Source organism: Microcoleus sp. FACHB-672 (genome assembly GCF_014695725.1).
GTDB lineage: Bacteria > Cyanobacteriota > Cyanobacteriia > Cyanobacteriales > Oscillatoriaceae > FACHB-68.
Window position 1 is genome coordinate 78,667 of sequence record NZ_JACJOU010000013.1, and the last position, 25,636, is coordinate 104,302.

Below are 25,636 nucleotides of genomic sequence, written 5' to 3' on the forward strand. Positions count from 1 at the left end.
AGTTTCATGACATCTAATTACAGAGTGAATGATCAGTTATCTCAAAGGTAAAGTTGCCGGCATTCATAAAAATACGGCCAATCGAATTACCCTCACTTTAGAGGTAAATCAGGTGGGATATGACCTGCAAATCCCGCCCCGCATGGTGCAGCAACTGCCGGCAGCCGGAGAAGCATTTCAAGTGTTCACTCACTTACAAATTCGAGAAGATCAACAGGTGCTCTACGGATTTGCCTCCGCTGCGGAACGGGATTTGTTTCGCCAGCTAGTGAGTGTCAGTGGGATTGGCGCTCAATTAGCGATTGCCTTGCTTGATACCCTAGGATTGCAAGATTTAGTCCAGGCAATTGTCACCAGTAATACCCGCCAGCTAGCGAAAACGCCGGGAGTGGGGGCGAAAACAGCAGAACGGATTGCTTTGGAACTTAAAACCAAACTGGCAGAATGGCGGCAGCAATCGGGATTAGCGATGCCGGTGCCGGCAGGGGTTGCGACGGCACTTCAAGAAGATGTGGAAATGACACTGCTAGCACTGGGATATACCAGTCCTGAGGTGATGGAAGCCCTATCTGCCCTCTCTGAAGACGCCAGTTTGTCTGAAAACACAGATGCCGAAGCGTGGATTCGCGCCAGCATTGCCTGGTTGAGCCGGCAATAACCTTGCCGGCCTAAAAAACAGTGGTATAATCAAAAATTGCTGCATATATAAAATTGGCGAGAAATCGATGGCACTGACGCAAGAGCGCAAACACGAACTCATGTCTGAGTACCAACGTCATGAAACGGACACTGGCTCAGCAGACCTCCAAGTTGCAATGCTTACCGAGCGGATTAACCGGCTCAGCGGGCATTTAAAAGCAAATCAAAAAGACCACTCTTCCAGACGCGGCTTGCTAAAAATGATCGGCGCGCGTAAGCGTCTGCTGGCATACATCCTGAAAGAAGACAATGATCGTTATCGCGCCTTAATCACTCGCCTGGGCATTCGCGGTTAAACAGCTTATGTCATCAGAATCCCCACGGGATCGCCTCCCGTTTGAGCCGGCTAAAAATCGCAAAAAACCGGATAAAAACAGCTCAACCACAGCACCCGCCGCTGAAAAAGCTGACAAAAAGTCTCCGGTTTCTAGGGAAGAAACGGCCATCCCAGAGGTGGTGAGCAAACGGATGGCCAGTCGCATGGCTATATTTTGTGGCATCCCGTCCTTCTTAGGGATGTTCACATTTATTGTCAGCTATTGGATTGTCACGAATAAATTGTTTGAGTTGCCCAATGTAGCCGTTGTGTTAGTGAGCATGGGCTTCTTTGGCTTGGGCGTCTTGGGGCTAACTTACGGAGTAATCTCCGCTTCTTGGGATGAGGAAATACCAGGAAGCAAGTTAGGCTGGAGCGAGTTTACAACAAATTTTGGACGCATGACCGAGGCTTGGCGCTCAGCCCGGAAAAAAACCTGACAGAGTGCTAGCGCTTAGTTGTGCGATGGCGCTTGGCGACCATCGAGGCTGATGATGCAAATTCCTGATGATTGTGACGGGCGTCCTAATTGCGAGCGAGGGTAAAGGGTGATAGCGGAGTGTGCGCGTAGCGCATAGGGTCAAGGATAAAACTAAGCTCCGCACTCACCCTTCGCCATTCACCCCCTCATTGTCTTGCGAGGTGTTTAGTGCCTGTAGCTGCAAATCCATGCTTTTAACCAGCTGATCAATTGCCGGTAGGGCTTCCAGCGATTCTGAAGTCAGGGTTCGATCAAAGCGATTACCAATTTCACTCAGCTTACGTTGCAGCTGCATCGCCAGCTTTAAGGCATCTTGACTCAAATCTGCAATTTTTTGCTGCTGGTAAAACTTCAAAGCTTCCCCGCGCAATACCTGAAGGTTTACCTCTTCACCATGTTTACCTGGGGTCACTTGCAATAGCAACAGTAAATGAGCTTTGTTATAAAGCCGTTCTATCTCCACCTGTGTTGCTTGTTCCACCGGCATATAGGGAAGATTGAAAAAGTGCTTAAATTCTTGAACTAATCCCTCAAATACTGGTAACGGCAAACTTTCGATTGCAGATTGCAACACTCCCTGCTGAGTCCAGAGAACCCGACCGTATTCAGGGTGTCGCTCTAAATAAAGCCGGCCAATTCCTTCTAATAATACCCGCCCTAGCAACTCTTGAATTAATTGTTGGGGTGCTAAGTTAACAAGCATCTGAATCGGACGCGATAAGTAAAACGCTTGTACTTTTAGAACTGGCAAATTTGATGGCGGTTGCGTGGCTGCCGGTTTCTTAGCTGCCGCCGGCGTGGCGGGCGAGCGCTGCCCTACAGGCGTTTGAGCCTTCACTTGTTGGCTATTGTGCGGTAGTGGACTCTTTTGCATTTTAGGTGCAACCGACTGCGGTTCTTGAATAACCGTGGCAGAACCCGAAGCCTTTGCCGGTTCAGCCTGTATTTGCGTTTGCCCCTTATAGTTCAAGTAAGCCGAGAGAAACGACTTGTGCGCCTCAGCAGAAATCCGTCTGGGCACGACTGTGCAATTTAAATTTTTTAGCATTCGGCGGACATAGTTTATAGCCGAGGCATCTTCTGGATCGACCATCCCCAGCAGCAGGCTTTTTTGCTGTCGCGCTAAAGGAAGCACTTGATGGTACAAGCAAACCTCTAAAGAAAGAACGCTGTCAATTAACTTAAAAACCTGAGTATTATCCATGAAGGGATTCCTATTCGTTGTGGGTTCGCCCAGCGAGTGCCGGTTGGGTGGCCTTGAATTCAACGGGCGAGTTCAGCACCACTTCCCCAGGATTTTTAGCTTTTCCGGATCTCCTTCAAAAACGCTTTTCCGCAAGAATTCAGGGCGCTGTTTTTATGACTTAAATTTTTTAGAGATTTTTAGGAAAAGCTGCCATTTGTCAAGGCATTTTACCGAATTTACGGATTATCTATTTAGGATACCCCGCACTTCGGCTTTCAATATCACTAGCCCAAAGTATTTGCAATTCAAGCTATCTTGAAATTGAGTTTTACGTGGCCGATGAACACTTAAACACTCTTGAATTAACTTGTCAAATTTCTATTATTTTAATATACAAGAGTTGAAAAATCTAGCAAAGAAAAGGAAAATTAACACAGAAAAAAGAAGTGGAAAATCCATTTTTTTCCAGCACCACACTCAAGGGGTTGCGACTTCTCACTTATAATATCAAGTCCGCTAAGCGGGAGGAGGGGTTGTGACGAAAAGTTATCGGTTTTGCCGGCAGGCGATCTTTTAAACCGGCACTTGTCATGTAAATGTTGGGAATTAGCCAAATATGCAGTTAGGTAGACATTTAATTAATCTGCCCGGATTAAGACGGAGAAGGGTTCCTGTGAACACACCCACCTGTGCGCCCCAATCAAGGGAAGGGAGGAGGAATTCGCCGATATTGAACCGTTCGTATAAAAGAGCGAATTGAAATGCGCCTTAGCTGATAAATTTTTCTAAACCCTTCCCGCTCAAACCTGATCAGGACGTGAGAGAAGCAGCTAACGTTTAATTCCCAAAACTAGGATTCTCTGCCACAAACACCCGAAAACTACTTAACAAAATGCCGGCAATTCGTAACGATTAAGACACATTTCGCAGCATTTGAGCCGCAATATACAGCTTAGTCCACTCGCCGATCACCTGATTAGGTTTAAGCTTCAAAATCTCCGCAATCGCATGAATCGAGTGGCCGGCTCTCAGCAACTCCAGCAATTGGCGTTGCACTGCCGTCAGATTGTTCCAATATTGCTGCCACTGTGCCGAGGTTAAACCCAGACTGTGCTCACTTAAAGAGGTCTCTAACCAACTCGCTACCAACTCAGGCTGAATTTTTAGTGCAAAAACCCGAATCGCATGGTAGCTAATTTTTTCTCGCAGCCGGTAGACTTGCTTCACCGGCAGCTTTAACTGCTGAGCGATCGCATCTTGAGAACGACCCTGCAGATAGAGTCTCAGCCACTGAACCGCCATCGGGCCGACATTTTCTGCTAAATAAGTTTCAAACTCTCGCTGAACAGAGGTTCGTAGCAGCTGTTGTTCTTCCCAAGCTTGCACCTCTTGATGCTCAACACTTGCCTGCACATCTAACAAACTGATAGAACCTTCTGTGTCAGAAGGAGAGACCTCCTCAGAGACAAGCCGGATCAATTCATCTGCCGGCACTTGGGTTAAGCCGCCGCGTTGGCATCGACGCAGATAGTTAACAAATCGGTAGACAAGCAGCGGTTGGTTGCGAACAGGTCGCATACAATACTCTTCGGTCGTCGCGAGTACCAGTGCATTACGCAGACGTGCCTCTTGGGTACACTGAGCAATCCAAGAGATTTGCTGCTGCATATAGCGATCACCCTGCAACATTTCTTGAATCACTTCTTGCACCACATCCACCACCGAGCGCTGCCGGTCGCGACTAAGCGCCACCCAAGTGCGAATTTTCTGGCGCAGCAGCACCAAACTGCCTAAGCGCTGGATGAGATGCCGATATGCCTGATCCGGTGTTACTCCCAGATAGCGCCGGCGCAAAATCCGGTAGCGGAAATCCATTGCTTGCTGAGCCAGGGCCAGTTGGGGCAAAGTTAAGATTTCAAATCGCGCTACATCTTCACCCACTAACCAACAGATAATACTTTCATGGGTGCTTTTGGCATAGTTTGGGCAGTCATTCGCCAGTCGTAATCGCCAATCTTGTGCTATTTGTTCAGCCAGTTTCATTCAGGTTGCGCTCCTCACACGCGTGTTGAGCAACTGCCCAACATCCCCGATTTTAAGCTTTCTACACCAAGGATTGTGAGTATTTAAATAGAAAATTTTCCTGGGAAATTTTTCTATGAGCGCGGAGAAAGGGGCGCTTGTATGGCCGGCTCCAAACTTTCAATACTCAGCATCCAACATCGACACTTTCTGACAATTTCACCGTTTAAATTCTCTGTTGTGACAGCCCAGAGGGAGATTCATCGAGGTGTAGTTTAATCGCTTTATTTTTCAGATGCTCTTGCACCCATTGCTCAAACATTTGCTCTTGAATTTCCTGTCTTAGCGCCCCTTCTAGGGAGGCCGGCTGCCATTGCTCAACACGCAACAAGTGATAGCGCCCTTCAACTTCCACCGGCCCAATTAAATCGCCAATCGTCGCCCCTTCAATTGCTTCTCGAATTGGCTCTGGCAGTTGTCCCATCATCACTAACCCCATCATCCCATTCACAAGGCGTTCACTGCCAATCGAATGCTCTCTCGCTAAGCTTTCAAAGGGCCGGTGATCGTCGATCAGTTGCCGCGTCAGTTCCTCAGCCAGATTTTGATCGCTGACAATGATGCGAGAAAGAACGACTTGATCAAGTCGTGTTTTATTTTCATTAAAGTATTCCTCAACTTTGGAGGCTGTCACTTCCGCCTTGAGCTGAGTGAGCTTCATGCCGGTGAGCAATTGGTTACGAAAATCCCTGTAACTGAGGCGTTGGGTTTGCAGCCATTCCTCGAAGCTTTCTGGCTCAATTAAACCATTTTTGAGCCGGAAATTAATAATGGCTTGCTCAATGCGGAGGGGATCAATTTCTAAACCGGCGCGGGACTCTAGTTGTTGTTCCACCAGATGTTGCCGCAGAATAATTTGAATCGTGCGCGACAGATCGCCGGTGGTGCGTAGGTAGCTGATAGCTTGACGCAAAGAAATCGGTTGATCGTCAATGGTCAGGAAAGTTTGGGATTCCATACCTGATGGGGATGGCACAACGACAGCGTGACGGTGAATTTTACCCACTCTCTGCCCCGATTTCGGGTAGCCGGTTGGCGTTGTATCCGCGCAATTGAGTGGAGTTTGCGGGAAAGCCATCGCAATTATAGGGGGCAATTGAGGATTTTGGACGGTTGTTCGCACAGATAGATAGGCAGATTGCTTACCAGCAAGGCAAATGCAGTACAAAAAAGAGGGTTTAAACGTATAAATGACTAATTGACAATCGCCCTTGACACTAAGTCGGCAAACCTTTTGGAGGCAGGGCTAATTTATTGTGGTGAGAGAAAGATTAGGGTAATGTGAACGCGTTCCCATTTACCGCCAATAACAATCGTGGACATCAAAGCTCTTTTCGATTCTGCCGCACAAGATTATGACCGCACTCGACGTCAATACATTCCGTGTTTTGATGATTTCTACAGCACTGCACTCGAACTCATTCCTCACAACAGTCAAGCCCACATTAAAATACTTGACATTGGCGCTGGCACGGGGCTGCTATCTGGCTTGGTTGCGGCTGCCTTTCCACAAGCCAGCATCACTTTGTCCGACATTTCATCCCAGATGTTGAGCAAGGCACAAGAGCGTTTCGGTTCAAATCGCAATATTGATTACTTGGTTTTGGATTTTATCAATGCGCCAATTGTCGGGAACTACGATGTTGTCATTTCGGCTTTGGCGCTGCATCATACACCGCAAGATCAGTTAAAAAGGGTGTTTCAAAAGATTTTTGGTGCGTTGCAAAGCGGCGGTTATTTCATTAATGCAGACCAAACTTTAGGCACCACGCCGGAGAACGAAGAAAAATATGCTCAGGCTTGGCTCAACGGCGCTAAAGCCAAAGGTTGCAGTGACCGCGATATAGAAGTTGCTATCGAGCGCATGAAAGCAGATAAAACAGCTACTCTACAAGACCAACTTAATTGGTTGTCCGAAGTGGGTTTTGTTCAAGTTGACTGCTGGTATAAAAACTATCGTTTTGCCGTCTACTCCGGCCAAAGACCGGCCTGATAATCGTCAACAGCCGGCTAACAAGGCACAGCACACCCCATCCTGCCTTACCAATGGGGAGTTTGGGGGAAGCCCCCCAAGGTCTTTCTGACGAACCCTAGTCTTTTTGAGAACCGCTACATTGAAAACAGCAGCATGATTCCCACCAGCCAGCAGCACGCTGCGCTTTAGAAAAATTGCTATCACCCCTAACCTGAGAAAGCCCGGTTCTTAGCTACCATTAGTGTGATATGACAAGGAGCAAGAACCCAAGATGCCTCAAGACCGCTTATCCACAGGGATTCCAGGTCTAGACGAAGTTCTTTATGGAGGCTTAGTCCCCAACAGAGCCTATCTAGTGCGGGGTGGCCCTGGTGCCGGCAAAACCACCCTCGGACTGCACTTTCTAGCTGCCGGTGTCGAAAATGGCGAGAAAACTCTGTATATCACCCTGGGAGAACCCGCAGAGCAAATCCGCCGAAACGCCGAGAAGTTGGGTGTTGATACGAAAAGCATGGCTTTTCTTGATCTCAGTCCCACCTCAGACTTTTTTACTGAGGTACAAACTTACGACCTCTTTTCTCCAGCCGAGGTAGAACGAGAACCCACCACTCAAAAAATTATTGACGAAGTAGGGAGCCTCAAACCTGAGCGGGTATTCCTGGATGCCATGACTCAGTTCCGTTTCCTCTCTAGCGATGCCTTTCAGTTCCGCAAGCAAGTGCTTTCATTTATGCGCTTTCTCTTGGAACAGAACGCGACAATCCTGTCTACCTCAGAAGGCAGCGAGAACGTTCCCGACGACGACTTGCAATTTATGAGTGATGGCGTCATTCACTTGAACTACGCTTCTGAAGGACGCACCGTTCACGTCACCAAATTTCGCGGATCAGACTTCCGGGGAGGCCGGCACTCAATGCGCTTGACAGGAGCCGGCATGGCGGTATTCCCACGCTTGCAACCTGGAGCCTACAGCAGGGACTATGTACCAGAGCCACTTTCGTCTGGGGTGCCAGAACTCGACGAACTGCTGCACGGCGGACTGGAACGGGGAACCATCACCATTGTCACAGGACCCACCGGCGTTGGCAAAACCACGCTGGGACTTCAGTTTATGAAAGAAGCTGCCGGTAGAGGCGAGCGTTCGGCAGTCTACACTTTTGAAGAAGCTGAAGAAACCCTTGTGCAACGCTGTGAATCGGTTAATATTCCAGTCAGCGCTATGACCAAGCGGGGAACGCTTTCAATTGTCCCCATAGAGCCAATGCACTACACCCCCGACGAGTTCGCCCGTCAAGTTCGCAGGGAGGTAGAGCAGAAAAAAGCACGCATTGTTATGATTGATAGCATCTCAGGCTATCGGATTTCTCTGCGAGGCGATGACCTGGTTAGTCACCTTCATGCGCTGTGCCAATATCTAAAAAATATGGGCGTGACAGTCATCTTAGTTAACGAAATGGCGTTTGTTACGGGTGAGTTTCGCGTCACTGAGATTGGAATGAGCTATATTGCTGATAACATTGTTTTCCTTCGTTATCTAGAGATGGAAGGCGAAATGCGTAAAGCAATCGGGGTACTCAAAAAACGACTGTCTTCCTTTGAGAAAGCCTTACGAGAAATTGAGGTCACACGCTATGGAATTAAAGTAGGTAGACCCCTGCTTGAACTTCGCGGCCTCCTGAGCGGTAATCCAGAATGGGTTTCCAGAAAAGAGAGATAAATGATGGCAGAAACTCCGCTGATTTTAGCTCTTGATCACAACCGGCGTAACTTAGAATTGCTAGCCAAGTTTCTCGGAAGGGAAGGATACCAAGTTCTCAGCGCGACTAGCTTAGAAGAGTTTGAGCAATTTTTAGAGCGCAAAGAAGAAATTGGAGTGGTTTTACTCGATATTTCCGGTTTTGACCGGAGTATTTGGGAACACTGCGAGCAACTGCAAGCCGCACAAATTCCTTTTTTGGTACTTTCACCAAAGCAAAGTGCGGCGATTCAGCAGGAGAGTTTCGCACATGGAGCACACAATATGCTAGTAAAACCACTCGTAGCAAACCAATTACTCGGCCTCATTCGCAACCTGCTGGGTGAGTAAATATGACAAGAATTTTACTGCTCTTAGATCACAAAGAAAACCGCCGGCTGCTGGCACAGTGGCTGGAATCATTTTACGAGGTTGGGTTACCCGATTCGGCTCAACAGCTGGACGAACCCTTTGATTTGTGCCTTTTGGACGGGCCGGCAACGGAGCAGTGGAGGCAGTGGTTGCAAGAGCGAAAAGCATCTGAGCAGCCAGTTTTTCTCCCTGTTCTCCTCATCGTTTCCCGTCCAGAGGTGGGAATGGCGACTCGGCATCTGTGGCAAGGCGTTGACGAGTTGATCACCAGCCCAATTGAAAAAGTAGAATTGCAAGCTCGTGTGGAAATTTTGTTGCGAACCCGGCAGCTTTCTTTAGAACTTCATCAAGCCAACAAGCAACTGGAAGAACTTAATATTCTTAAATCACAGTTTTGCTCTATGGTATCCCACGAGTTTCGCAACCCGCTCACCGTTATCTACTCTTGTGCACAGTTACTAGAAATTTACGATGAACCCTGGCATCGGGAGAAAAGAATCGGGTATTTACGGCGAGTTGAAGACGCGGCTCAAGGAATGACTAAACTTTTAGACAATGTTTTGGTCATCAGTCGTTCTGATTTGGAGAAAATGGAGTGCTATCCGGCAGCTCTCAATCTCCAAGAATTCTGCGTTGCTCTGATGGAAGATATGGCCCACGCCAATGCGAGCGAGGCGTCTACAGTGGCTAGCAACCACAACCGATTTACGTTTGTCTGTGAGGGTCAATGCAGCCTTGTCATGCTCGATAAAAACTTGCTGCAACATATCCTTACTAATTTGCTCTCAAATGCGATTAAATACTCGCCCCAAGACAGCAATGTATGTTTGAATGTTGTTTGTGATGAGGCAAAGGTGATTTTTCAAATTCAAGATGGGGGAATTGGCATTCCTCCAGAAAGTTTACCCCGATTGTTTGAATCGTTCCATCGGGCTAAAAATGTTGGGAAGACTCCGGGTACTGGACTGGGGCTTTCGATTGTTAAACGGTGTGTAGATTTACACGGGGGACAGATCAAAGTTTCAAGTGAACTAGGTGCCGGCACTACCTTTACGGTGACGCTGCCTTTGGCTCCTTTAAATAGTCCACCAATGTGCGTCAGTTTAGATGCGGGTAGCTCTTGCCAGGATTGAAAATTTAGGCGCGTTCGCTGTGACGTTCGCGCTTGCAAATTATAGATTTTAAAGTAGAAGTTTACAAACTTAAATAGTCTTGCTAAATAAAAGCCCTCTCTACTTCTAGAAAGGGCTAAAGTTTGGGATGACAATCAAGATAGGATGCGTGTTCAAACTTTTATTGGCCGGAATTCGCCGGCGCACCGGCACCAGAAGTACCACTGGGTTCGACTAAAGCACCGCCACTAGAGTTATTTTCTGAAGCGTCATCACCCGCCTTTGTAGGGGAAGCCGGTGAAGTCTGAGCGTCAGACTCTGTTTTCGTGGGAGCTTCTTGGTTCACTGAATTGGGAACGGTGATATTGATGTTAGGCGGCGTGATAGGAGCCGGCTTTGTTTCTGCGGGAGCTGGTTGGCTTGAAGGATTGGGAACTGTAATATCGATATTTGTTGGAGAACTCGGTTGTGGAGCAGCCGGCTGAGGAACGGGAATCGCTCTTTCAATAATTGTGGTTTCTCTTTCCGTAGAGCGAATCGGAGCTTCTGCCGGTGAAGGCTCGATGGCGCGAGGTGCCGTTGTGGGTGCAACAGCCGGGTTAGGAGCCTCATTGCGCTGATTCAGGTAGTATACGGCACCAAGAGCCAAGCCAATGAGAGAAGTGAGGATGATGCCGAGTAACAATCCACGCGCGGCAGTATCGTTCTCACGAACCCGTTGAACCTCAGCTTGTTGGGAGTTCTCAACAACTCGCCCATGCACGTAACCATCGTGATAAGCCGCTTTTTTGGCAGGGTTAACACCGTTAACTGTTTCAGTTGTTCGGGTTGTGGTGTTCTGTGTGTGGGTTACAGGATCGGTATGAACTTCTCTCTGAACTTCACGGCTGTAGTTATTTGGATCGTTCGGTTTCATAATTATCCTTACTAGAACTCGTCAAAAATTTTTCTGTTTTATAGATGATCGTCCCCGACCTCTCGAACAGCTTTAATATTAAGCAGTTTGAGAACCTTTTACATTCAAGTCAGGCTGAACTTAACTTTTAAGCTTTGCTCAGCAAGCTATCTGTTCAACCTGATTAACATCATAGGTTAACGACCAGCTCAGCCGTATCAGCCCCAAGGGAGATTTCCATCCGGCAACTCAATGATGGGTAAATAGGCTGCTTTAATCTTGTCTAAATCCCGCCTTTATTAAGCTCAAAAACCTTAAAAATACTTAATTAAATTAGGGTTATAGGGCTTCACTTTTTGTCTGTTAAGTGGCTCTTAATTGCGTAGTCTTAACCCAGCATCTACCTTGGTTCCTCTCTCTCTAGCTAGAGATCGGTTTAAATGTAAAGAAATTGAATAAATCAGTAGAAGCAATCACTCATCTTTCAAGCAATTAACTTCCGGCTTTCAACTTTAAATGCAAAAAGCCGATTCTTAGCGTCAAAGTTGGAACAATTTTTTGAATAAAACGTCTTAAATAATTTTTATGATTGTTTGTTATCCGATTATTTAACTTAACGGTTAACCTGACAAAAATCAGCAGTTAACAGTGTATAAAAGCTTACTACTTTATCCCAACACATGGTGGATTTTAGCCGGCACTAGGGAAGCAAAGCACAGCTTTGTGTGAACTTTTTGTAGTAAAGCTAACGCGTATCTAATTCACTATTTTAGTGATGCAAATTGAAATCCCCCATTCCTCTCTTCCTCTCTGTTCAAGAGGGCGCACACGTGATTTCTCGGCGCTTAGGCAGGTGCGCCCCTACACCTCTCTCTAACAGAAAAACTTATTTGCGTAGCAGCCTCGTCGTGAAATGGTTGCTTCGCAACAAAAAAGCCCGCATTTGCGGGCTTAGTTTGTGTAGCGGCAAGTTTGAAGTTGCCGGCTACTATGCGCTTATTTGATTTAGCGTCTGGCTAGCTTCTTGCTCAACTTCCGCAGGCGAATTGATAGCGGCGTGACTTCCACCAATTCATCTGGCCCAATGTACTCCAAAGCCCGTTCTAAACTCATGTCCACCGGCGCTTGCAGTTGCACCAGTTCTTCCCCACCAGAGGCGCGGTGGTTGGTTAGCTGCTTTGTCTTGCAGAGATTCAACTCCAGGTCTTGAGGCCGGTTGTTTTCACCCACAATCATGCCTTTGTAAACCCTCGTACCAGGAGTGATAAAGAATACACCCCGATCCTCAGCATTTTGCAAGGAGTAGTAGGTGGCGACGCCTTCTTCAAAGGAAATCAGCACACCATTACGACGGGCAGAAATATCGCCGCTGAGAGGCCGGTAGTCGAGGAAACTGTGGTTCATGATGCCGTCGCCGCGAGTTAAGCGCATGAATTCACCCCGGAAACCCACTAAGCCACGGGCGGGGATAACAAATTCTAGCTGGGTGCGACCGTTGCCACCAACGCGCATATCCTGCATTTCGCCTTTGCGCTGGCCAAGTCGCTCAATGCAACCACCAACGGCTTCTTCGGGTACGTCGAGCACTAAGCACTCGAAGGGTTCGCAAGGTTGACCACTGACTTCGCGGTAAATAACTTGCGGCTGCGAAACTTGGAACTCGTAACCTTCGCGGCGCATGGTTTCGATTAAGATGCCCAAGTGCAGTTCACCGCGACCGGAAACCTTGAATTTGTCGGGGGAGTCGGTTTCTTCGACGCGCAGGGCGACGTTGGTTTCGAGTTCGCGGAAGAGGCGATCACGCACTTGCCGCGAGGTGACTAAAGTGCCTTCTTGACCGGCAAACGGGGAGTCGTTGACGGAGAAGGTCATTTGCAAGGTCGGTTCATCGACCTTAATTAAGGGCAGCGCTAGCGGTTCGTTGGGGCAGGTAATGGTTTCGCCAATGTTGGCGTTCGCAAAACCGGCAACTGCGACGATATAGCCGGCGGATGCTTCTGCCATGTCAATCCGCTTCAGCCCGCTAAAGCCCATCAATTTGGTGATTTTACCCTTAACAATTTCACCTGTTTCTGTTACCAGCGCGGCTTGTTGGCCGGCTTTGATGACGCCGTTATGGATGCGACCGATCACGATCCGTCCCAGATATTCGGAGTAATCCAGGGTGGTGACTTGCAATTGCAGGGGCTTGCTGGGGTCAGCCACTGGTGGCGGCACATGATCGAGAATCGCCTCGAATAGGGGTTCCATATCCACCCCTTCGGCTTCCAACTCTTTTTTGGCGTAGCCGCCTAAACCGGAACCGAACAGATAAGGAAAATCACACTGATCCTCGTCTGCGCCTAGTTCGATGAACAGATCCAAAACTTTATCAACCGCACCGTAAGGATCTGCCTGACCCCGGTCGATTTTATTCACGAAAACAATAGGGCGCAATCCCTTTTCCAGCGCTTTTTTCAGCACGAAGCGGGTTTGGGGCATTGGGCCTTCATTGGCATCCACAATGAGCAGACAGCCATCAACCATGCCGAGCACCCGTTCAACTTCGCCGCCAAAGTCGGCGTGTCCAGGTGTATCGACGATGTTGATCAGAATGTCTTTATATCTGACGGCTGTATTTTTGGAGAGAATTGTGATGCCGCGCTCTCGTTCAATGGCATTGGAGTCCATAACGCAATCTGGTACCTCTTCCCCTTCGCGGAAGATGCCGGATTGTTTAAGCAGGGCATCAACCAGGGTGGTTTTGCCGTGATCGACGTGGGCGATGATGGCGACGTTGCGAATGGGAAGACTCATAGTTGCGTCGGAGACTGAATTGCTGTCGGTATGACGGAGCAGTTTGGGTTAAATATTCTTAATAATTGTAACTTATTTATGGAGCAAATGAGCCGATCAAGGGGATTTTAAGCCGGCAGTAAATAACCATTTTGTTGAGTATATATACTTTGCAGCTCTCGCACTGCCGATGCCGGTAGTAAAGATTTGATTGCTTCTATCAACCGCAACCAGGCGTGGAGTTGGGAAAAGCGGCGAGTTTGCCTGAGCTTTTGGGTGTAAAATTCACCCCAAAACGCAGGGGCTTGATAATTGTTTTTCTGCCAGCGCTTACGCCACCGGAGATAATCTTGAGGCGTAGGCGGCTTAACGCCCACTATGGGCGGCAAATCTGCATAGCTAACAAACCGGCTAAAGCCTTTTCCCACGACCAGGATGACGTGCGCCCAGCACCGGATTTTAAGAATTTTTTCAGGTTTAATGTTGAGCAGAAGGGCAATAGCTTCGGCGCTAACAAATCGATAAAGCGCATGAGCAACCGTTGCTTCCTGCAGCGGTGTTGGTATCATTGTAGATGACTCCCACTTTGTGGGTAATTGTATTGATTGAGTGATCGCCCTTCAGTTTGCGAGGCCGGAGGGTGATTGCTTTTATGACAATTTCTAGAATAGCCGAAATCTCGACTATATGTCAAGAGGCGAATTGGTCAAGTTGCGAATCAAGGAATTTGCCGCGAAAGAAGGCTGGACGCTGAAGGAAGTTTCTGAGCGTTCAGGAGTTCCTTACAGTACGGTTAAAACGTATGCCGTCTCTGCTGGGATGACAATGGCTGATCTGAATGCCTTACTAAAGCTGGCGCGGGCGTTTGATGTGCTGATTGAAGATTTATTTGAGGTGGTAGAGGAGTAAGCTTTTTTGGGCATGGGGCATGGGGCATTGGGCATTGGGCATTGGGCATTCATTCCTCGACTCAAAACTTAAAACTCTCACTCAGCACTCAGGACTCACCACTCAGCACTCTTGTAATTTGTGGCAAGATCAAAATCAGCCATCAAGCAAATCATCGGCTTTCCTTCCACCAATACTGTACGAATCTCATGCTGAAAACAACACTTAGTGGGCGTTACCACATCATCAGCCATTTGGGAGGCGGGGGATTTGGTCAAACTTATCTAGCTGAAGATCGGCAGCTACCAGGCAACCATCAGTGTGTTGTCAAGCAACTCAAGCCGCAGGCAAACGATCCGGCAACCTTGCAAACAGCGAGACGTTTATTTGATACCGAAGCGCAAGTTTTGTATAAGTTGGGGAAACATGAGCGAATTCCTCAACTTTTTGCTTATTTTGAAGAAGATCAAGAATTCTATTTAGTGCAGGAATTCGTTGAAGGGCGCGATTTAGGCAAGGAACTCTCCCCTTCTAACCCTGGTCAAAATGGAGTTACGGGCGGAAGTTTAAGCGAGGATGAAGTAATTTGCCTGTTGCAAGACATTCTTGAAGTTTTAGAGTTTGTCCATCAGCAAAATGTAATTCATCGTGATATCAATCCTAGCAATATTATCCGACGTAATAAAGATAGTAAGTTAGTTTTAATTGATTTTGGCGCTGTTAAACAAATTACCACGCAAGTGCAGCCGGCAGGGCAGACGTGCGTAAGTGTGAGCATTGGCACTCCAGGTTATATGCCTAGTGAGCAAGCTCATGGGAACCCTAAACCAAGCAGTGATGTTTATGCTGTGGGAATTATTGGAATTCAAGCACTCACCGGCTTGCTTCCTCACCAATTTGAAAAAGACGCCGATACTGAAGAAATTATTTGGCGAGAACGGGTATCGGTTAGTCCTGAACTCGCAGAAGTTTTAGATAAAATGGTGCGCTATGATTTCCGGCAACGCTATCCTTCTGCCTCGGAAGCCCTGCAAGCACTTAAAGAGTTGAAGAACCCGGTTTTGCCAACAAAGCCCGTAGGCGGGGGGTTGCCGGTTAAAGCGAAAAAATCGCAATCGAAGCTGTTAATGATTTTAATTTCTCTGGCTGTCGTGGGATCAGGCATTGGATTAGCTTCGGTTTCTATTGTTAATTCTATCCATTCATCCAATGCGAATGATTTATATAGTCGAGGGAACACCCTTTATAATTTGAAGCGGTATGAAGAAGCGCTTGAGTCTTACACAAAAGCGATTAAAATTAAACCTGATTATGCAGAAGCGTGGAAAGATAAAGCTAACGCTTTGTCGAGTTTAAAACAACAAAAAGAAGCCTTAGAAGCTTACGAAAAAGCGATTCAAATCAAGCCTGATTATTTAGAAGCCTGGCTGGGAAGAAGCTATGTTTTAGATAATTTAAAACGGTATGAAGAAGCGATTGCTTCCTTGGATGAGGCGTTAAAAATTCAGCCGACTTATTCAGAAGCCTGGAATGGAAGAGGTGAGGTGCTGCTGAAAGTGCCGCGATATGAAGAAGCGATTACTTCTTATGAAAAGGCGATTGAAATTAGACCAGACTATTATGAAGCTTGGTATAACCGGGGATGGGCGCTGCACAATTTACAGCGATATGAAGATGCCGTTGCTTCTTACGATAAAGCAGTTGAATTCAAATCTGATTATTATAAAGCTTGGCATAATCGCGGTAATTCATTTCTCAAATTAAATCGCTATAAAGATGCGGTTGAATCTTATGATAAAGCAGTTCGCTTAAAACCAGACTATTTTCAAGCCTGGTACAGTAAAGGCAATGCACTTAGTAATTTGAAACGGTATCAAGACGCAATTGAATCCTACCAAAAAGCCGTTCAGTTAAAACCCGATTCTTATGAAGCTTGGTACAATTTAGGTTGGTCACTGCATCAATTGCGCCGGTATGAAGAAGCTTTTGGATCTTATGATAAAGTAATTCAGTTACAGCCAAATGATGCCCAAGCATGGTACAACCGAGGCAATGCGCTGTACAACTTGAAGCGGTACGAACAAGCGGTTAATTCTTATGACAGCGCAGTGTATATCAAGCCAGATAACTATGAAGCTTGGTACAGTCGGGGTAATGCTTTATTTAGCTTGAAACGATACGAAGATGCAATGGTTTCTTATGAAAAAGCGGTGCAATTAAAACCGAATTTTCGCGAAGCTATTAAGGCACAAAAAGAGGCAGAAAGACAGTTAGAAGCAACCAATCCGCCTATTTTAGAAGAAAAACAGAAGAAAGATGAGCTGGTGGATAATAATCAGGCGCTTAAGTTTTAGTCAAATTCAAGTAATTACTTCGGTAGGGGAAGATAAGTTGGAGGAATTTTGCGTCTTTGCTTCGTGAAAATTGTGAGAGGATCACCAATTGTTGTCACCTTCCAAGGGGGCGATTCTAACTGACGGGCAGAGAGTAAAAATGGGGCGGAACGCATCATCCGCTTGACCATTAATTTGGGAGGAATGAAGGCGGATAAATAAGGTTCGTGAACACTGCCGGCATACAAATACGCCCCATTTTCTAGCCATCGTCCGCCCACAGTTTCTGGATCATCTGGAGTGGTTGCAGACCAACTATGAATAAAGTGAACGGCTGCGGGAAATTTCAGTTTAGGAACATCATCAACAACGGCTTGACCTTTCCCGACATTAAATGAGGCTTTATCCCCACTAGAATTAACAAAAACTAAATCATATTCCCATTCCTTAGCTATTAAATCCCGCCATTTTTCAAGGTTAGCTTGAGGTTGCTGCACCGCTTGAATTTTCACGCCTATGTTTTTTAACTCACTAGCTGCTAGACTCATTTCATATTCCAGCCATGAACCTTTATGCTGATAGCTATTATAAAGTAAGGCTGTTTTAGGCTCAAGAAAAATTGCACACATTGCTTGATAAACAGCCCGCGCCGGCGAACCGGCAATCCAACCAGCAACCGCCCAGCGTTCACCATTTTTGTTTCTGGCTAACCCGTCCGTTACGGCTAACTGATCTTTGGCATTTTTAGGGGATTGATATTTAACAGCAAAGTCGCGAACAAGGGTAATCGTATCAATAGAATCCCCAAGCTTTTTATAAGGATAACCTGTCTGTTTGACGGCAGTTTCAATACTCGCTTCTAAACGCTGCATTTGTTCAGCAGTTAGGGTATCATTCGGCTGCCCAAAATTATCTTCTAGAAATACTAAAGGTTGACCGCGATCCGCAGCCAAAGCCACGGCTGCCGGCCATGCGGGGTCATTTTGCGAAGTGATTACAACTCCAGGAGGTTCCCACCCCAAACGCTTCCAGCTTTGCTGCAGCGATTCTATATCGGTTGCATTCCAAGCAGCCACGACAGCTTTAAGCATGGAATCTTGCAGAGTTTTACCCTTTGGTAAAGGATCTTTGACTGACGGCACATGAATTACCTCAGCCGACTCAAATCGCTGCAAAAACATCGGTGTGTACTTATTATCTTCAATCAAAATGGGCCAGCGTCCTTCTAGACTCCACTGCCCCAATGCAGCCAGAAATGTGGCTTCATCAGGAACCAATACAACACGATTCACGGTTGAAATTTTACTGTTCAGTGTGGCAATACGGAGGCCACTTTGAACCGGCCAAGGTTCTTCTAAAGCAGATGCCGGTAATGCAAACGGTCGTTTGAAATCTTCATTGAAACCGAATAAAACAAACACCAAGCCTACAAGTAAAGCCAGAACTAACAATCCAAGAAGCAGCCCTTTTCTCATAAAATTTTCCTCTAATATTTTTCAAAAATTTTGATAAGTAATCGTAAAAACATAGAAGTAGCAGCCAGCATTTGCTCCCTCCGAATCCTGTATGGCTATTCAAATAACGCACAGCTTTGTCACCGGCATCTCATCTGGCATTGAAAATATCGCTTGTTTGTGCGCGTGTCAAAGTGGCGATCGCACCCCAATGCCTAATCGCCTACGCTTTATGAAGAAAAGTAGCAATTTCCCTGAAGCTAAAAAACTCTGTGCCAGTATCAAACCAAGTCATTCACCCAAAGAGGGCCGGCAGCATCCCTTCTTCTGTTTTACCAGTTATTGTGCTATTTCAACTGTAAAATAAAAAATCAACATGGGCGAGCATCCAGACTTTTCTAACCCGGGCTATCAGGCTATCAGAGAATTAGGGCGCAACCGGGAAGCAGGGCGCATTACCTACTTGGCGACTGCACTTAATCACAACCAACAAGTTGTAATCAAAGAATTCCGCTTTGCAATGACCGGCTCTGATTGGTCGGGTTATAAAGCCTATCAGCGCGAAATCGAAGTTTTGCAACAGCTCGATCATCCCCGCATTCCTAAATACCTCGATTCCTTTGAAACATTAGCCGGTTTTTGCCTGGTGCAGGAATATAAAAACGCACCGTCTTTAGCCGAAAGAAACAGTTTTACACCCGAAGAAGTTAAGCAAATAGCTAAATCTGTATTAGAAATTTTAGTTTATCTGCAAAACCGTGTTCCCTCAGTTATCCATCGAGATATTAAACCTGAAAATATCTTGGTTGACGAGCAATTTAATGCTTATCTCATTGACTTTGGGTTTGCCAGGATTCGCGGTGGGGAATTGGCGATGAGTAGTGTAGCCGCCGGCACCCCTGGCTTCATGCCGCCAGAAGAACAATTTGGCCGCAGTCTTACAGAAGCCTCAGATCTCTACAGTTTAGGAGCAACCTTAATTTGCCTGCTCACCGGCACCCGTTCCGTTGATGTTGGCAATTTAATGGATGATAACTATCGTTTTAATTTCAAAAGCAAAACTCCCAAAATCAATCCCCTGTTTACTGATTGGTTGGAAAAAATGGTAGCCCCCAATCTCAAACAGCGTTATCGCAATGCCGGCGCTGCCTTAAAAGCATTAAAGCCGATGAAAGGTACAGCCACAGCCCTAGAAATTCTGGGAAGATCCCTACAACAAAGAAAACTAGCCATCACTATTTTTGGACTAGCGACTATCACCCTTGGTGGGTTCAATCTTCTATCAAATTTCTTACCGTTGTCCCTTGAAGCCGCGATTGAGGAGGAGGTGCGGCGAGAGAAGCGATGCCCAGGGTGCGAGCTCATACACATAAACCTTGAGGGTGCCGACCTATCTGGTGGTGATCTGAGCCGTGCCGATCTGAAGGATGTCAACGTGATGGGTGCCGATCTGAGCGATGCCAATCTGAGCGATGCAGACTTGAGACGTGCAGACTTCAGCCGTGCCAACCTATCTGGTGCCAACCTATCTGGTGCAAAGCTTGGGGGTGCCATGCTATGGCAGAGCAAGCTAGGGGGGGCCGACTTGAGGAATGCCAACTTGAGGGATACCAACCTTGGATTGGCCGCCCTGAATAATGCTAACTTGAGGGGTGCCCAGCTAGAGGGAGCTAACTTGTGGCGTGCAGACTTCAGCCGTGCCAACCTATCGGGTGCCAACTTGAAGGATGCCAACTTGAAGGATGCCAACTTGAAGGATGCCAACCTGGAGAATGCAATCATGCCGGATGGCACAAAACACAAGTAGACATTAGTCCAAATCTCTATCGTTGAATGCAGGTAGGTCTGTGAGAGGCAGCGCTAAAATTATTAAGCACTGTTACGTGATGCCTCCATGTCCCACCCTGCTGAAAAATCAGACGCCCTGCTTGGTGTATCTAAAAATGGCCACAACCCCGACCCTCAACCGGCGGGTGGAAACACGATTCGCATTCGGGGTGCGAGGCAGCACAACCTGAAAAATATCGATCTGGAGTTGCCGCGAGATCGCCTGATTGTGTTCACCGGCGTCTCTGGTTCCGGCAAATCTTCCCTCGCCTTCGATACCATCTTTGCAGAGGGACAGCGCCGCTATGTGGAATCTCTCAGCGCTTATGCACGGCAATTCTTGGGACAGTTGGATAAGCCTGATGTCGATGCGATTGAGGGTTTAAGTCCCGCGATTTCGATTGATCAAAAGTCTACCTCCCACAACCCGCGCTCAACGGTTGGCACCGTAACGGAGATTTACGATTATTTTAGATTGCTATTTGGGCGTGCCGGTGAACCTTACTGTCCTCATTGTGATCGCAGCATTGCCCCCCAAACGATTGATGAGATGTGCGATCGCATCATGGACTTGCCAGATCGCACGAAATTTCAAATTCTTGCCCCCGTCGTCCGTGGCAAGAAAGGGACTCATAAGAAACTTTTGTCAAGTCTTGCTTCAGAAGGATTTGTTCGCGTCCGCGTGAATGGAGAAGTGCGCGAACTTTCTGACACGATTGAATTAGATAAAAATTATACGCATACGATTGAAATTGTCATTGACCGACTTGTAAAAAAATCCGGGATAGAAGAACGCCTTACAGATTCTCTGACAACTTGTTTGCGACATTCTAATGGCATTGCCATAATTTTAATTAATGAGCCGGCAGGCGATCCGCCTTTAACTCCTCCCAATCAGGATGCAGAAGAAAAGCCGGCAAACAATGACCAAGAATTAGTATTTTCTGAAAACTTTGCTTGCCCAGAACATGGGGCGGTAATGGAAGAACTTTCGCCGCGATTGTTCTCGTTTAATTCGCCTTATGGTGCCTGCCCAAGCTGTCACGGTTTGGGGAGTTTGCGAAGATTTTCTCCTGAGATGGTGGTGCCCGATCTGGAAGCGCCGGTTTACAGTGCGATTGCGCCTTGGTCAGACAAAGATAACTCTTATTATCTATCTTTACTTTACAGTGCCGGTAAAGCTTTTGGCTTTGATATTAACACTTCTTGGAAGCAACTAACCACAGAACAACAGCACATTTTACTGCACGGTTCTGAAGAAGCAATTTTGATTGAAGCCGATTCTCGTTACCGCAACGGGCAAGGCTATCGCCGACCCTTCCCAGGTGTTATTCCTATCTTACAGCGTCAGTACGATGAAACCTCTTCGGAGCTGCAAAAACAGAAATTAGAACCGTATTTAGTCGATCAAGCCTGTGAAGTTTGTCAGGGAAAACGTCTTAAAGCAGAAGCGCTTTCTGTAAGGTTGGGAGGTTCCCGAATTACCGATTTAACCGGCTCCTCGATCAGCGAATGTTTGGAACGCACGAATAACCTAAATTTAACTGAACGCCAAGCAAAAATTGCCGATTTAGTTGTGAGAGAAATTCGCGCACGGCTGCAATTTCTTCTCGATGTTGGCTTAGATTACCTCTCCTTAGATCGTCCAGCCATGACGCTTTCTGGGGGAGAAGCGCAGCGAATTCGCCTTGCTACCCAAATCGGTTCTGGACTTACCGGCGTTCTCTATGTTTTAGATGAACCGAGTATCGGATTGCATCAAAGAGACAACGGACGTTTGCTGAATACTTTAACAAAATTGCGGTCTTTAGGGAATACTTTAATTGTCGTCGAACACGATGAAGAAACGATTCGCGCAGCCGATTGTATTGTCGATATTGGCCCTCATGCCGGTGTTCACGGTGGGCAGATTGTCGCACAAGGCAATTTAGAAACACTATTAGCCGCAGAAGATTCGCTCACCGGCGCTTATTTGTCGGGACGCAGGGTCATAGAAACCCCATGCGAAAGAAGAGCGGGAAATGGCAAAAAACTGCAAATCAAAAATGCTTATCGTAATAACTTAAAACATATCAATGTTGACATTCCCCTTGGCAAGCTTGTCAGCGTCACCGGCGTCTCCGGTTCAGGTAAATCTACGCTGATTAACGAACTGCTTTATCCAGCATTGCAGCATCAACTCAGCCGCAAAGTTCCGTTGCCGAAAGAATTGGATGAGATCCAAGGACTCGACGCAATTGATAAAGCCATTGTAATTGATCAATCACCCATCGGTCGCACTCCTCGATCTAATCCCGCGACTTACACCGGCATCTTTGATGCCATTCGTGCGGTATTCGCGGAAACCATTGAAGCGAAAGCCAGAGGTTACAAACAAGGACAGTTTTCTTTTAACGTCAAAGGCGGACGTTGTGAAGCTTGCGGCGGGCAAGGCGTGAATGTTATTGAGATGAATTTCTTGCCCGATGTGTATGTACAATGTGAGGTGTGCAAAGGGGCGAGATATAACCGGGAAACGCTGCAAGTGAAGTACAAAAGCCAATCAATATCTGATGTTCTCAATATGACGGTTGAAGAAGCTTTAGAGATGTTTAAAAATATCCCTAAGGCGGGAAGCCGATTACAAACTTTAGTGGATGTTGGCTTAGGGTATATCCAATTAGGGCAGCCGGCACCTACCCTATCTGGTGGAGAAGCGCAGCGGGTAAAATTAGCAACCGAATTGTCTAAACGTGCAACTGGAAAAACCCTGTATTTAATCGATGAACCGACAACCGGCTTATCCTTTTATGATGTTCACCAGTTGCTCAATGTATTGCAGCGGTTAGTCGATAAAGGCAATTCAATTTTAGTGATTGAACATAATTTAGATGTGATTCGGTGTGCGGATTGGGTGATAGACTTAGGCCCAGAAGGGGGCAATAAAGGTGGAGAAATTATTGCAGAGGGAACTCCAGAACAAGTGGCGAAAAGTTCCCATTCTTATACAGGACAATATTTGAAGTCGGTGTTGCTACAACATCCGCCGGCAATTCAGATTAATAAAGACAAGTTAAAAAAGAAAGCTTAGATTGCGTTCCTCTTATAGTAAGTTGGGTTAAGGAACAAAAACCCAACAAACCCCTAGAGGAAAAGATGCCGGCAGCGGTTCAAGAAAGATGGGTAGAGCCATAGCGAAGCCCATCCTACAATTCTTGATAAGAAAACGTACGTCGGCAATGGTTAAACGATTGCTGCACGAATCATAGTCAAAAACCAAGGAAATTTGGAGAAAATACAGCCAAAAGAGTTGCGTTGCCGGCAACACTTCAGCCCCTAAAACCCTTCTATATCAATCTTTTGAAACGGAGAGGGTGGGATTTGAACCCACGGTGAAGTTACCCCCACACAGCATTTCCAGTGCTGCGCCTTAAACCGCTCGGCCACCTCTCCAGGTGAAAATGGGCTTTTTGTTTATTTGCCACATTTGCCACAGGAAAACTATATTAGCAGAACCCTGGTAAGTTTGAAAAGAGAATTCTCAAATTTATTTTTTTGCCCCAGTGCCGCACCGGCTAGATCGGGGTGCCGGTTTTATCGTACTCTCTACTCAGGCCCATAATAGATGAGGGCATGGGGCATCGATAATAAATCATAGAGAATGCTCTCCCCCTCCCCGACTCTTCCCTAGCCTCTAAGTCTTTCTATTAAAATCTGATGACTCGCTCTCACAAAATTACCATTCACAACCGGCAAACCGGCAAGCGACACATTATTGTGGTGCCCGAAGATCGCTACATCCTGCAAAGTGCTGAAAATCAAGGCGTAGAGCTGCCCTTTTCCTGTCGCAATGGGGCGTGTACCACCTGTGCGGTGCGCGTGAAAACCGGCGAAATTTACCAGCCAGAAGCAATGGGGCTATCTCCTGATTTGCGGAAACGCGGCTACGCCTTGTTGTGCGTCAGTTATGCCCGTTGCGACTTAGAAGTGGAAACCCAAGATGAGGATGAAGTTTACGAACTCCAATTCGGGCGCTACTTTGGCAAAGGTAAAATTCGGGCGGGATTGCCGTTGGATGAAGATTGAAGATTTTGAACCGCAGATTCCGCAGGTGAAACGCAGATGGGTTTCATCCCTAATTCTTTGTTTTTTAGGTATTTTTGCTGCGGTGTATCTAATTGGCTGTGAAAAACCGGCACCCCCGCAAGGATTAACGGTTAATGTTGAACGGGTGGTTAGCGGGCAAACTTTGGAGATTGCCGGCACTTCTGGCACATTCGAGAGGGTGCGGCTGATTGGCGTTGAGGCACCCGATTTGAAGCAGCAGCCTTGGGGAATGGAGGCGGCAAAACGCTTAGAAGAAATGATTCAGGGACAGCCGGTGTTGTTAGAGTTTGATGTTGAGGAAAAATATTGCTACAAAGAGCGCTGCACCCAGTTAGCTTACGTGTGGCAAAATGGGCAGATGCTCAATGAGCAACTAGCAAAAGCCGGTTCTGTGCTGGCGCTGCCGCGTTCCCCTAACTCGAAATACACGGAACGTCTCGCACACGCCCAGGAATGGGCAAGACTCATGGGGCTGGGCATTTGGAACCCGGAAAACCCGATGCGCCTGACTCCTGCAGAGTTTCGCAGTCAAAATCAGTCATAATTGTCCATTGTTCTTCATCAATCACCCATCATCCATGACTGATGTCCAACTGAAAATTTTCTTAGATATCGCAACAGAAGCAGCACTGGCTGCCGGCGCAGTGTTGCAAGCTTACTGGGGCAACTTAGAGGAAGTTCAAGAAAAAGGGCGTCCTGGGGATTTGGTGACGGAAGCGGATAAAGCCGCTGAAAAAGCAATTTTGGAAGTTTTGCGGCGTCACGTACCCGATCACGGAATTTTAGCCGAGGAAAGTGGGGCGTTGGGAGATACCACCGGCACCTACCTCTGGGCAATCGATCCCCTCGACGGCACCACCAACTACGCCCACCAGTATCCCTTCTCATCTGCCTCTGTGGGGCTGCTGATTGACGGGGTTCCTTCTGTGGGAGCGATTTTTGACCCTTTCCATAATGAATTATTTAGAGCCGGCAAAGGGCTGGGTGCCACGCGCAACCGGCGTCCCATCCAAGTTTCCCAAACCCCTTTGTTAAGTAAAAGTTTACTCGTCTCCGGCTTTGCCTACGACCGACGTGAAACCACCGACAATAACTATGCGGAATTCTGTCATCTCACCCATTTAACTCAGGGCGTGCGGCGCAGTGGATCGGCATCCCTCGATTTAGCCCATGTTGCCTGTGGGCGTTTAGATGGATACTGGGAGCGAGGTTTATCCCCTTGGGATGTAGCAGCCGGCGTAGTCTTAGTTGAAGAAGCCGGTGGGCGAGTCACCGCTTATGATGGCAGCCCTTTCCAAATCCGCTCTGGAAGAATTCTCGCAACCAACGGTCAAATTCACGCCGAGCTAAGCAAAGAATTATTACAAGTTCCGAGCCTAACCTCTTGGGGAGATGCTGTACCTTCGAGGAATCACTAATG

The 25,636-nt window shown here is 47.1% G+C and carries 22 protein-coding genes and 1 tRNA gene; 15 read left to right on the forward strand and 8 right to left on the reverse strand.

The genetic code is table 11. From position 1 onward, the window contains the following. Window positions 1-28 precede the first annotated feature (28 nt). The 3 genes from ruvA (at window position 29) to H6F56_RS08345 (ending at window position 1,455) form a co-directional block, all read left to right on the forward strand. Entirely contained in the window at window positions 29-658 is a 630-nt protein-coding gene (gene ruvA, locus H6F56_RS08335; protein WP_190666725.1) for a Holliday junction branch migration protein RuvA, read from the forward strand. A 67-nt stretch (window positions 659-725) separates the two neighbouring features. Next, window positions 726-995 (forward strand): 30S ribosomal protein S15, encoded by a 270-nt coding sequence (rpsO, locus tag H6F56_RS08340; RefSeq protein WP_190666727.1) that lies wholly within the window; start codon window positions 726-728, stop codon window positions 993-995. A 7-nt stretch (window positions 996-1,002) separates the two neighbouring features. Next, entirely contained in the window at window positions 1,003-1,455 is a 453-nt protein-coding gene (locus H6F56_RS08345; protein WP_190666729.1) for a PAM68 family protein, read from the forward strand. Between the two features lie 165 nt (window positions 1,456-1,620). Here H6F56_RS08345 and H6F56_RS08350 read toward each other — a convergent pair whose 3' ends face one another. From H6F56_RS08350 to H6F56_RS08360, 3 genes are all read right to left on the reverse strand, one after another. After that, a complete protein-coding gene (locus tag H6F56_RS08350; protein WP_190666731.1) occupies window positions 1,621-2,700 on the reverse strand; it encodes a hypothetical protein in 1,080 nt (359 codons plus the stop codon). A gap of 894 nt (window positions 2,701-3,594) precedes the next feature. Further along, window positions 3,595-4,725: a HetZ-related protein 2 gene (locus H6F56_RS08355; protein ID WP_190666733.1), complete on the reverse strand. Its 1,131-nt coding sequence runs from the start codon at window positions 4,723-4,725 to the stop codon at window positions 3,595-3,597. A gap of 205 nt (window positions 4,726-4,930) precedes the next feature. After that, window positions 4,931-5,887 (reverse strand): peptidylprolyl isomerase, encoded by a 957-nt coding sequence (locus H6F56_RS08360; RefSeq protein ID WP_309236473.1) that lies wholly within the window; start codon window positions 5,885-5,887, stop codon window positions 4,931-4,933. A 192-nt stretch (window positions 5,888-6,079) separates the two neighbouring features. On the opposite strand from H6F56_RS08360, the gene H6F56_RS08365 reads away from it, so the two are divergent. From H6F56_RS08365 to H6F56_RS08380, 4 genes are all read left to right on the forward strand, one after another. Next, window positions 6,080-6,757, forward strand: coding sequence for a class I SAM-dependent methyltransferase (locus H6F56_RS08365; RefSeq protein ID WP_190666735.1), 678 nt, complete (start codon window positions 6,080-6,082; stop codon window positions 6,755-6,757). Between the two features lie 253 nt (window positions 6,758-7,010). Further along, window positions 7,011-8,456 (forward strand): ATPase domain-containing protein, encoded by a 1,446-nt coding sequence (locus H6F56_RS08370; RefSeq protein ID WP_190666737.1) that lies wholly within the window; start codon window positions 7,011-7,013, stop codon window positions 8,454-8,456. Then, window positions 8,457-8,825 carry a response regulator gene (locus tag H6F56_RS08375; protein WP_190666739.1) on the forward strand — a complete coding sequence of 123 codons (369 nt, stop codon included), beginning with the start codon at window positions 8,457-8,459 and terminating at the stop codon, window positions 8,823-8,825. 2 nt (window positions 8,826-8,827) lie between these two features. After that, complete coding sequence (locus H6F56_RS08380) at window positions 8,828-9,979, forward strand: hybrid sensor histidine kinase/response regulator (RefSeq protein WP_190666741.1); 1,152 nt, start codon at window positions 8,828-8,830, stop codon at window positions 9,977-9,979. A gap of 160 nt (window positions 9,980-10,139) precedes the next feature. On the opposite strand, the gene H6F56_RS08385 is transcribed toward H6F56_RS08380, so the two are convergent. The 3 genes from H6F56_RS08385 to H6F56_RS08395 form a co-directional block, all read right to left on the reverse strand. Beyond that, complete coding sequence (locus H6F56_RS08385; RefSeq protein WP_190666743.1) at window positions 10,140-10,874, reverse strand: hypothetical protein; 735 nt, start codon at window positions 10,872-10,874, stop codon at window positions 10,140-10,142. Window positions 10,875-11,858: 984 nt separating this feature from the next. Then, complete coding sequence (gene typA, locus H6F56_RS08390; RefSeq protein ID WP_190666745.1) at window positions 11,859-13,649, reverse strand: translational GTPase TypA; 1,791 nt, start codon at window positions 13,647-13,649, stop codon at window positions 11,859-11,861. Window positions 13,650-13,756: 107 nt separating this feature from the next. Continuing rightward, window positions 13,757-14,197, reverse strand: coding sequence for a hypothetical protein (locus tag H6F56_RS08395; protein ID WP_190666747.1), 441 nt, complete (start codon window positions 14,195-14,197; stop codon window positions 13,757-13,759). Window positions 14,198-14,315: 118 nt separating this feature from the next. On the opposite strand from H6F56_RS08395, the gene H6F56_RS08400 reads away from it, so the two are divergent. Both H6F56_RS08400 and H6F56_RS08405 read left to right on the forward strand, forming a co-directional pair. Continuing rightward, on the forward strand, window positions 14,316-14,537 hold the full coding sequence (locus H6F56_RS08400; protein WP_190666749.1) for a helix-turn-helix domain-containing protein: 222 nt from the start codon (window positions 14,316-14,318) through the stop codon (window positions 14,535-14,537). Between the two features lie 188 nt (window positions 14,538-14,725). Continuing rightward, window positions 14,726-16,870: a serine/threonine-protein kinase gene (locus H6F56_RS08405; protein ID WP_190666751.1), complete on the forward strand. Its 2,145-nt coding sequence runs from the start codon at window positions 14,726-14,728 to the stop codon at window positions 16,868-16,870. A gap of 14 nt (window positions 16,871-16,884) precedes the next feature. On the opposite strand, the gene H6F56_RS08410 is transcribed toward H6F56_RS08405, so the two are convergent. Beyond that, on the reverse strand, window positions 16,885-18,324 hold the full coding sequence (locus tag H6F56_RS08410) for a hypothetical protein (protein WP_190666753.1): 1,440 nt from the start codon (window positions 18,322-18,324) through the stop codon (window positions 16,885-16,887). A 91-nt stretch (window positions 18,325-18,415) separates the two neighbouring features. On the opposite strand from H6F56_RS08410, the gene H6F56_RS08415 reads away from it, so the two are divergent. The 3 genes from H6F56_RS08415 (at window position 18,416) to uvrA (ending at window position 23,200) form a co-directional block, all read left to right on the forward strand. Beyond that, window positions 18,416-18,670 carry a hypothetical protein gene (locus H6F56_RS08415; RefSeq protein ID WP_190666755.1) on the forward strand — a complete coding sequence of 85 codons (255 nt, stop codon included), beginning with the start codon at window positions 18,416-18,418 and terminating at the stop codon, window positions 18,668-18,670. A gap of 9 nt (window positions 18,671-18,679) precedes the next feature. Next, on the forward strand, window positions 18,680-20,110 hold the full coding sequence (locus tag H6F56_RS08420) for a serine/threonine-protein kinase (RefSeq protein WP_190666757.1): 1,431 nt from the start codon (window positions 18,680-18,682) through the stop codon (window positions 20,108-20,110). Between the two features lie 87 nt (window positions 20,111-20,197). Next, window positions 20,198-23,200 (forward strand): excinuclease ABC subunit UvrA, encoded by a 3,003-nt coding sequence (gene uvrA, locus H6F56_RS08425; protein ID WP_190666759.1) that lies wholly within the window; start codon window positions 20,198-20,200, stop codon window positions 23,198-23,200. A 275-nt stretch (window positions 23,201-23,475) separates the two neighbouring features. On the opposite strand, the gene H6F56_RS08430 is transcribed toward uvrA, so the two are convergent. Beyond that, window positions 23,476-23,562, reverse strand: a tRNA-Ser gene (locus tag H6F56_RS08430). Between the two features lie 264 nt (window positions 23,563-23,826). Here H6F56_RS08430 and H6F56_RS08435 point away from each other — a divergent pair. From H6F56_RS08435 to H6F56_RS08445, 3 genes are read left to right on the forward strand one after another with little or no spacing between them, the layout of a single operon-like run. Then, complete coding sequence (locus H6F56_RS08435) at window positions 23,827-24,195, forward strand: 2Fe-2S iron-sulfur cluster-binding protein (protein WP_190666760.1); 369 nt, start codon at window positions 23,827-23,829, stop codon at window positions 24,193-24,195. After that, window positions 24,185-24,760 carry a thermonuclease family protein gene (locus tag H6F56_RS08440; protein ID WP_190666762.1) on the forward strand — a complete coding sequence of 192 codons (576 nt, stop codon included), beginning with the start codon at window positions 24,185-24,187 and terminating at the stop codon, window positions 24,758-24,760. Before H6F56_RS08435 ends, H6F56_RS08440 begins: the two co-directional genes overlap by 11 nt. A gap of 34 nt (window positions 24,761-24,794) precedes the next feature. Further along, window positions 24,795-25,634 (forward strand): inositol monophosphatase family protein, encoded by an 840-nt coding sequence (locus H6F56_RS08445; RefSeq protein ID WP_190666764.1) that lies wholly within the window; start codon window positions 24,795-24,797, stop codon window positions 25,632-25,634. Window positions 25,635-25,636: the final 2 nt, after the last annotated feature.

Bases quoted from the DNA above. Each gene is read 5' to 3' on its own strand.
- ruvA (WP_190666725.1), top strand. From the start codon at position 29: ATGATCAGTTATCTCAAAGGTAAAGTTGCCGGCATTCATAAAAATACG.
- rpsO (WP_190666727.1), top strand. From the start codon at position 726: ATGGCACTGACGCAAGAGCGCAAACACGAACTCATGTCTGAGTACCAA.
- H6F56_RS08345 (WP_190666729.1), top strand. From the start codon at position 1,003: ATGTCATCAGAATCCCCACGGGATCGCCTCCCGTTTGAGCCGGCTAAA.
- H6F56_RS08350 (WP_190666731.1), bottom strand. From the start codon at position 2,700: ATGGATAATACTCAGGTTTTTAAGTTAATTGACAGCGTTCTTTCTTTA.
- H6F56_RS08355 (WP_190666733.1), bottom strand. From the start codon at position 4,725: ATGAAACTGGCTGAACAAATAGCACAAGATTGGCGATTACGACTGGCG.
- H6F56_RS08370 (WP_190666737.1), top strand. From the start codon at position 7,011: ATGCCTCAAGACCGCTTATCCACAGGGATTCCAGGTCTAGACGAAGTT.
- H6F56_RS08375 (WP_190666739.1), top strand. From the start codon at position 8,457: ATGATGGCAGAAACTCCGCTGATTTTAGCTCTTGATCACAACCGGCGT.
- H6F56_RS08380 (WP_190666741.1), top strand. From the start codon at position 8,828: ATGACAAGAATTTTACTGCTCTTAGATCACAAAGAAAACCGCCGGCTG.
- H6F56_RS08385 (WP_190666743.1), bottom strand. From the start codon at position 10,874: ATGAAACCGAACGATCCAAATAACTACAGCCGTGAAGTTCAGAGAGAA.
- typA (WP_190666745.1), bottom strand. From the start codon at position 13,649: ATGAGTCTTCCCATTCGCAACGTCGCCATCATCGCCCACGTCGATCAC.
- H6F56_RS08395 (WP_190666747.1), bottom strand. From the start codon at position 14,197: ATGATACCAACACCGCTGCAGGAAGCAACGGTTGCTCATGCGCTTTAT.
- H6F56_RS08400 (WP_190666749.1), top strand. From the start codon at position 14,316: ATGTCAAGAGGCGAATTGGTCAAGTTGCGAATCAAGGAATTTGCCGCG.
- H6F56_RS08405 (WP_190666751.1), top strand. From the start codon at position 14,726: ATGCTGAAAACAACACTTAGTGGGCGTTACCACATCATCAGCCATTTG.
- H6F56_RS08410 (WP_190666753.1), bottom strand. From the start codon at position 18,324: ATGAGAAAAGGGCTGCTTCTTGGATTGTTAGTTCTGGCTTTACTTGTA.
- H6F56_RS08415 (WP_190666755.1), top strand. From the start codon at position 18,416: ATGGCTATTCAAATAACGCACAGCTTTGTCACCGGCATCTCATCTGGC.
- H6F56_RS08420 (WP_190666757.1), top strand. From the start codon at position 18,680: ATGGGCGAGCATCCAGACTTTTCTAACCCGGGCTATCAGGCTATCAGA.
- uvrA (WP_190666759.1), top strand. From the start codon at position 20,198: ATGTCCCACCCTGCTGAAAAATCAGACGCCCTGCTTGGTGTATCTAAA.
- H6F56_RS08435 (WP_190666760.1), top strand. From the start codon at position 23,827: ATGACTCGCTCTCACAAAATTACCATTCACAACCGGCAAACCGGCAAG.
- H6F56_RS08440 (WP_190666762.1), top strand. From the start codon at position 24,185: ATGAAGATTGAAGATTTTGAACCGCAGATTCCGCAGGTGAAACGCAGA.
- H6F56_RS08445 (WP_190666764.1), top strand. From the start codon at position 24,795: ATGACTGATGTCCAACTGAAAATTTTCTTAGATATCGCAACAGAAGCA.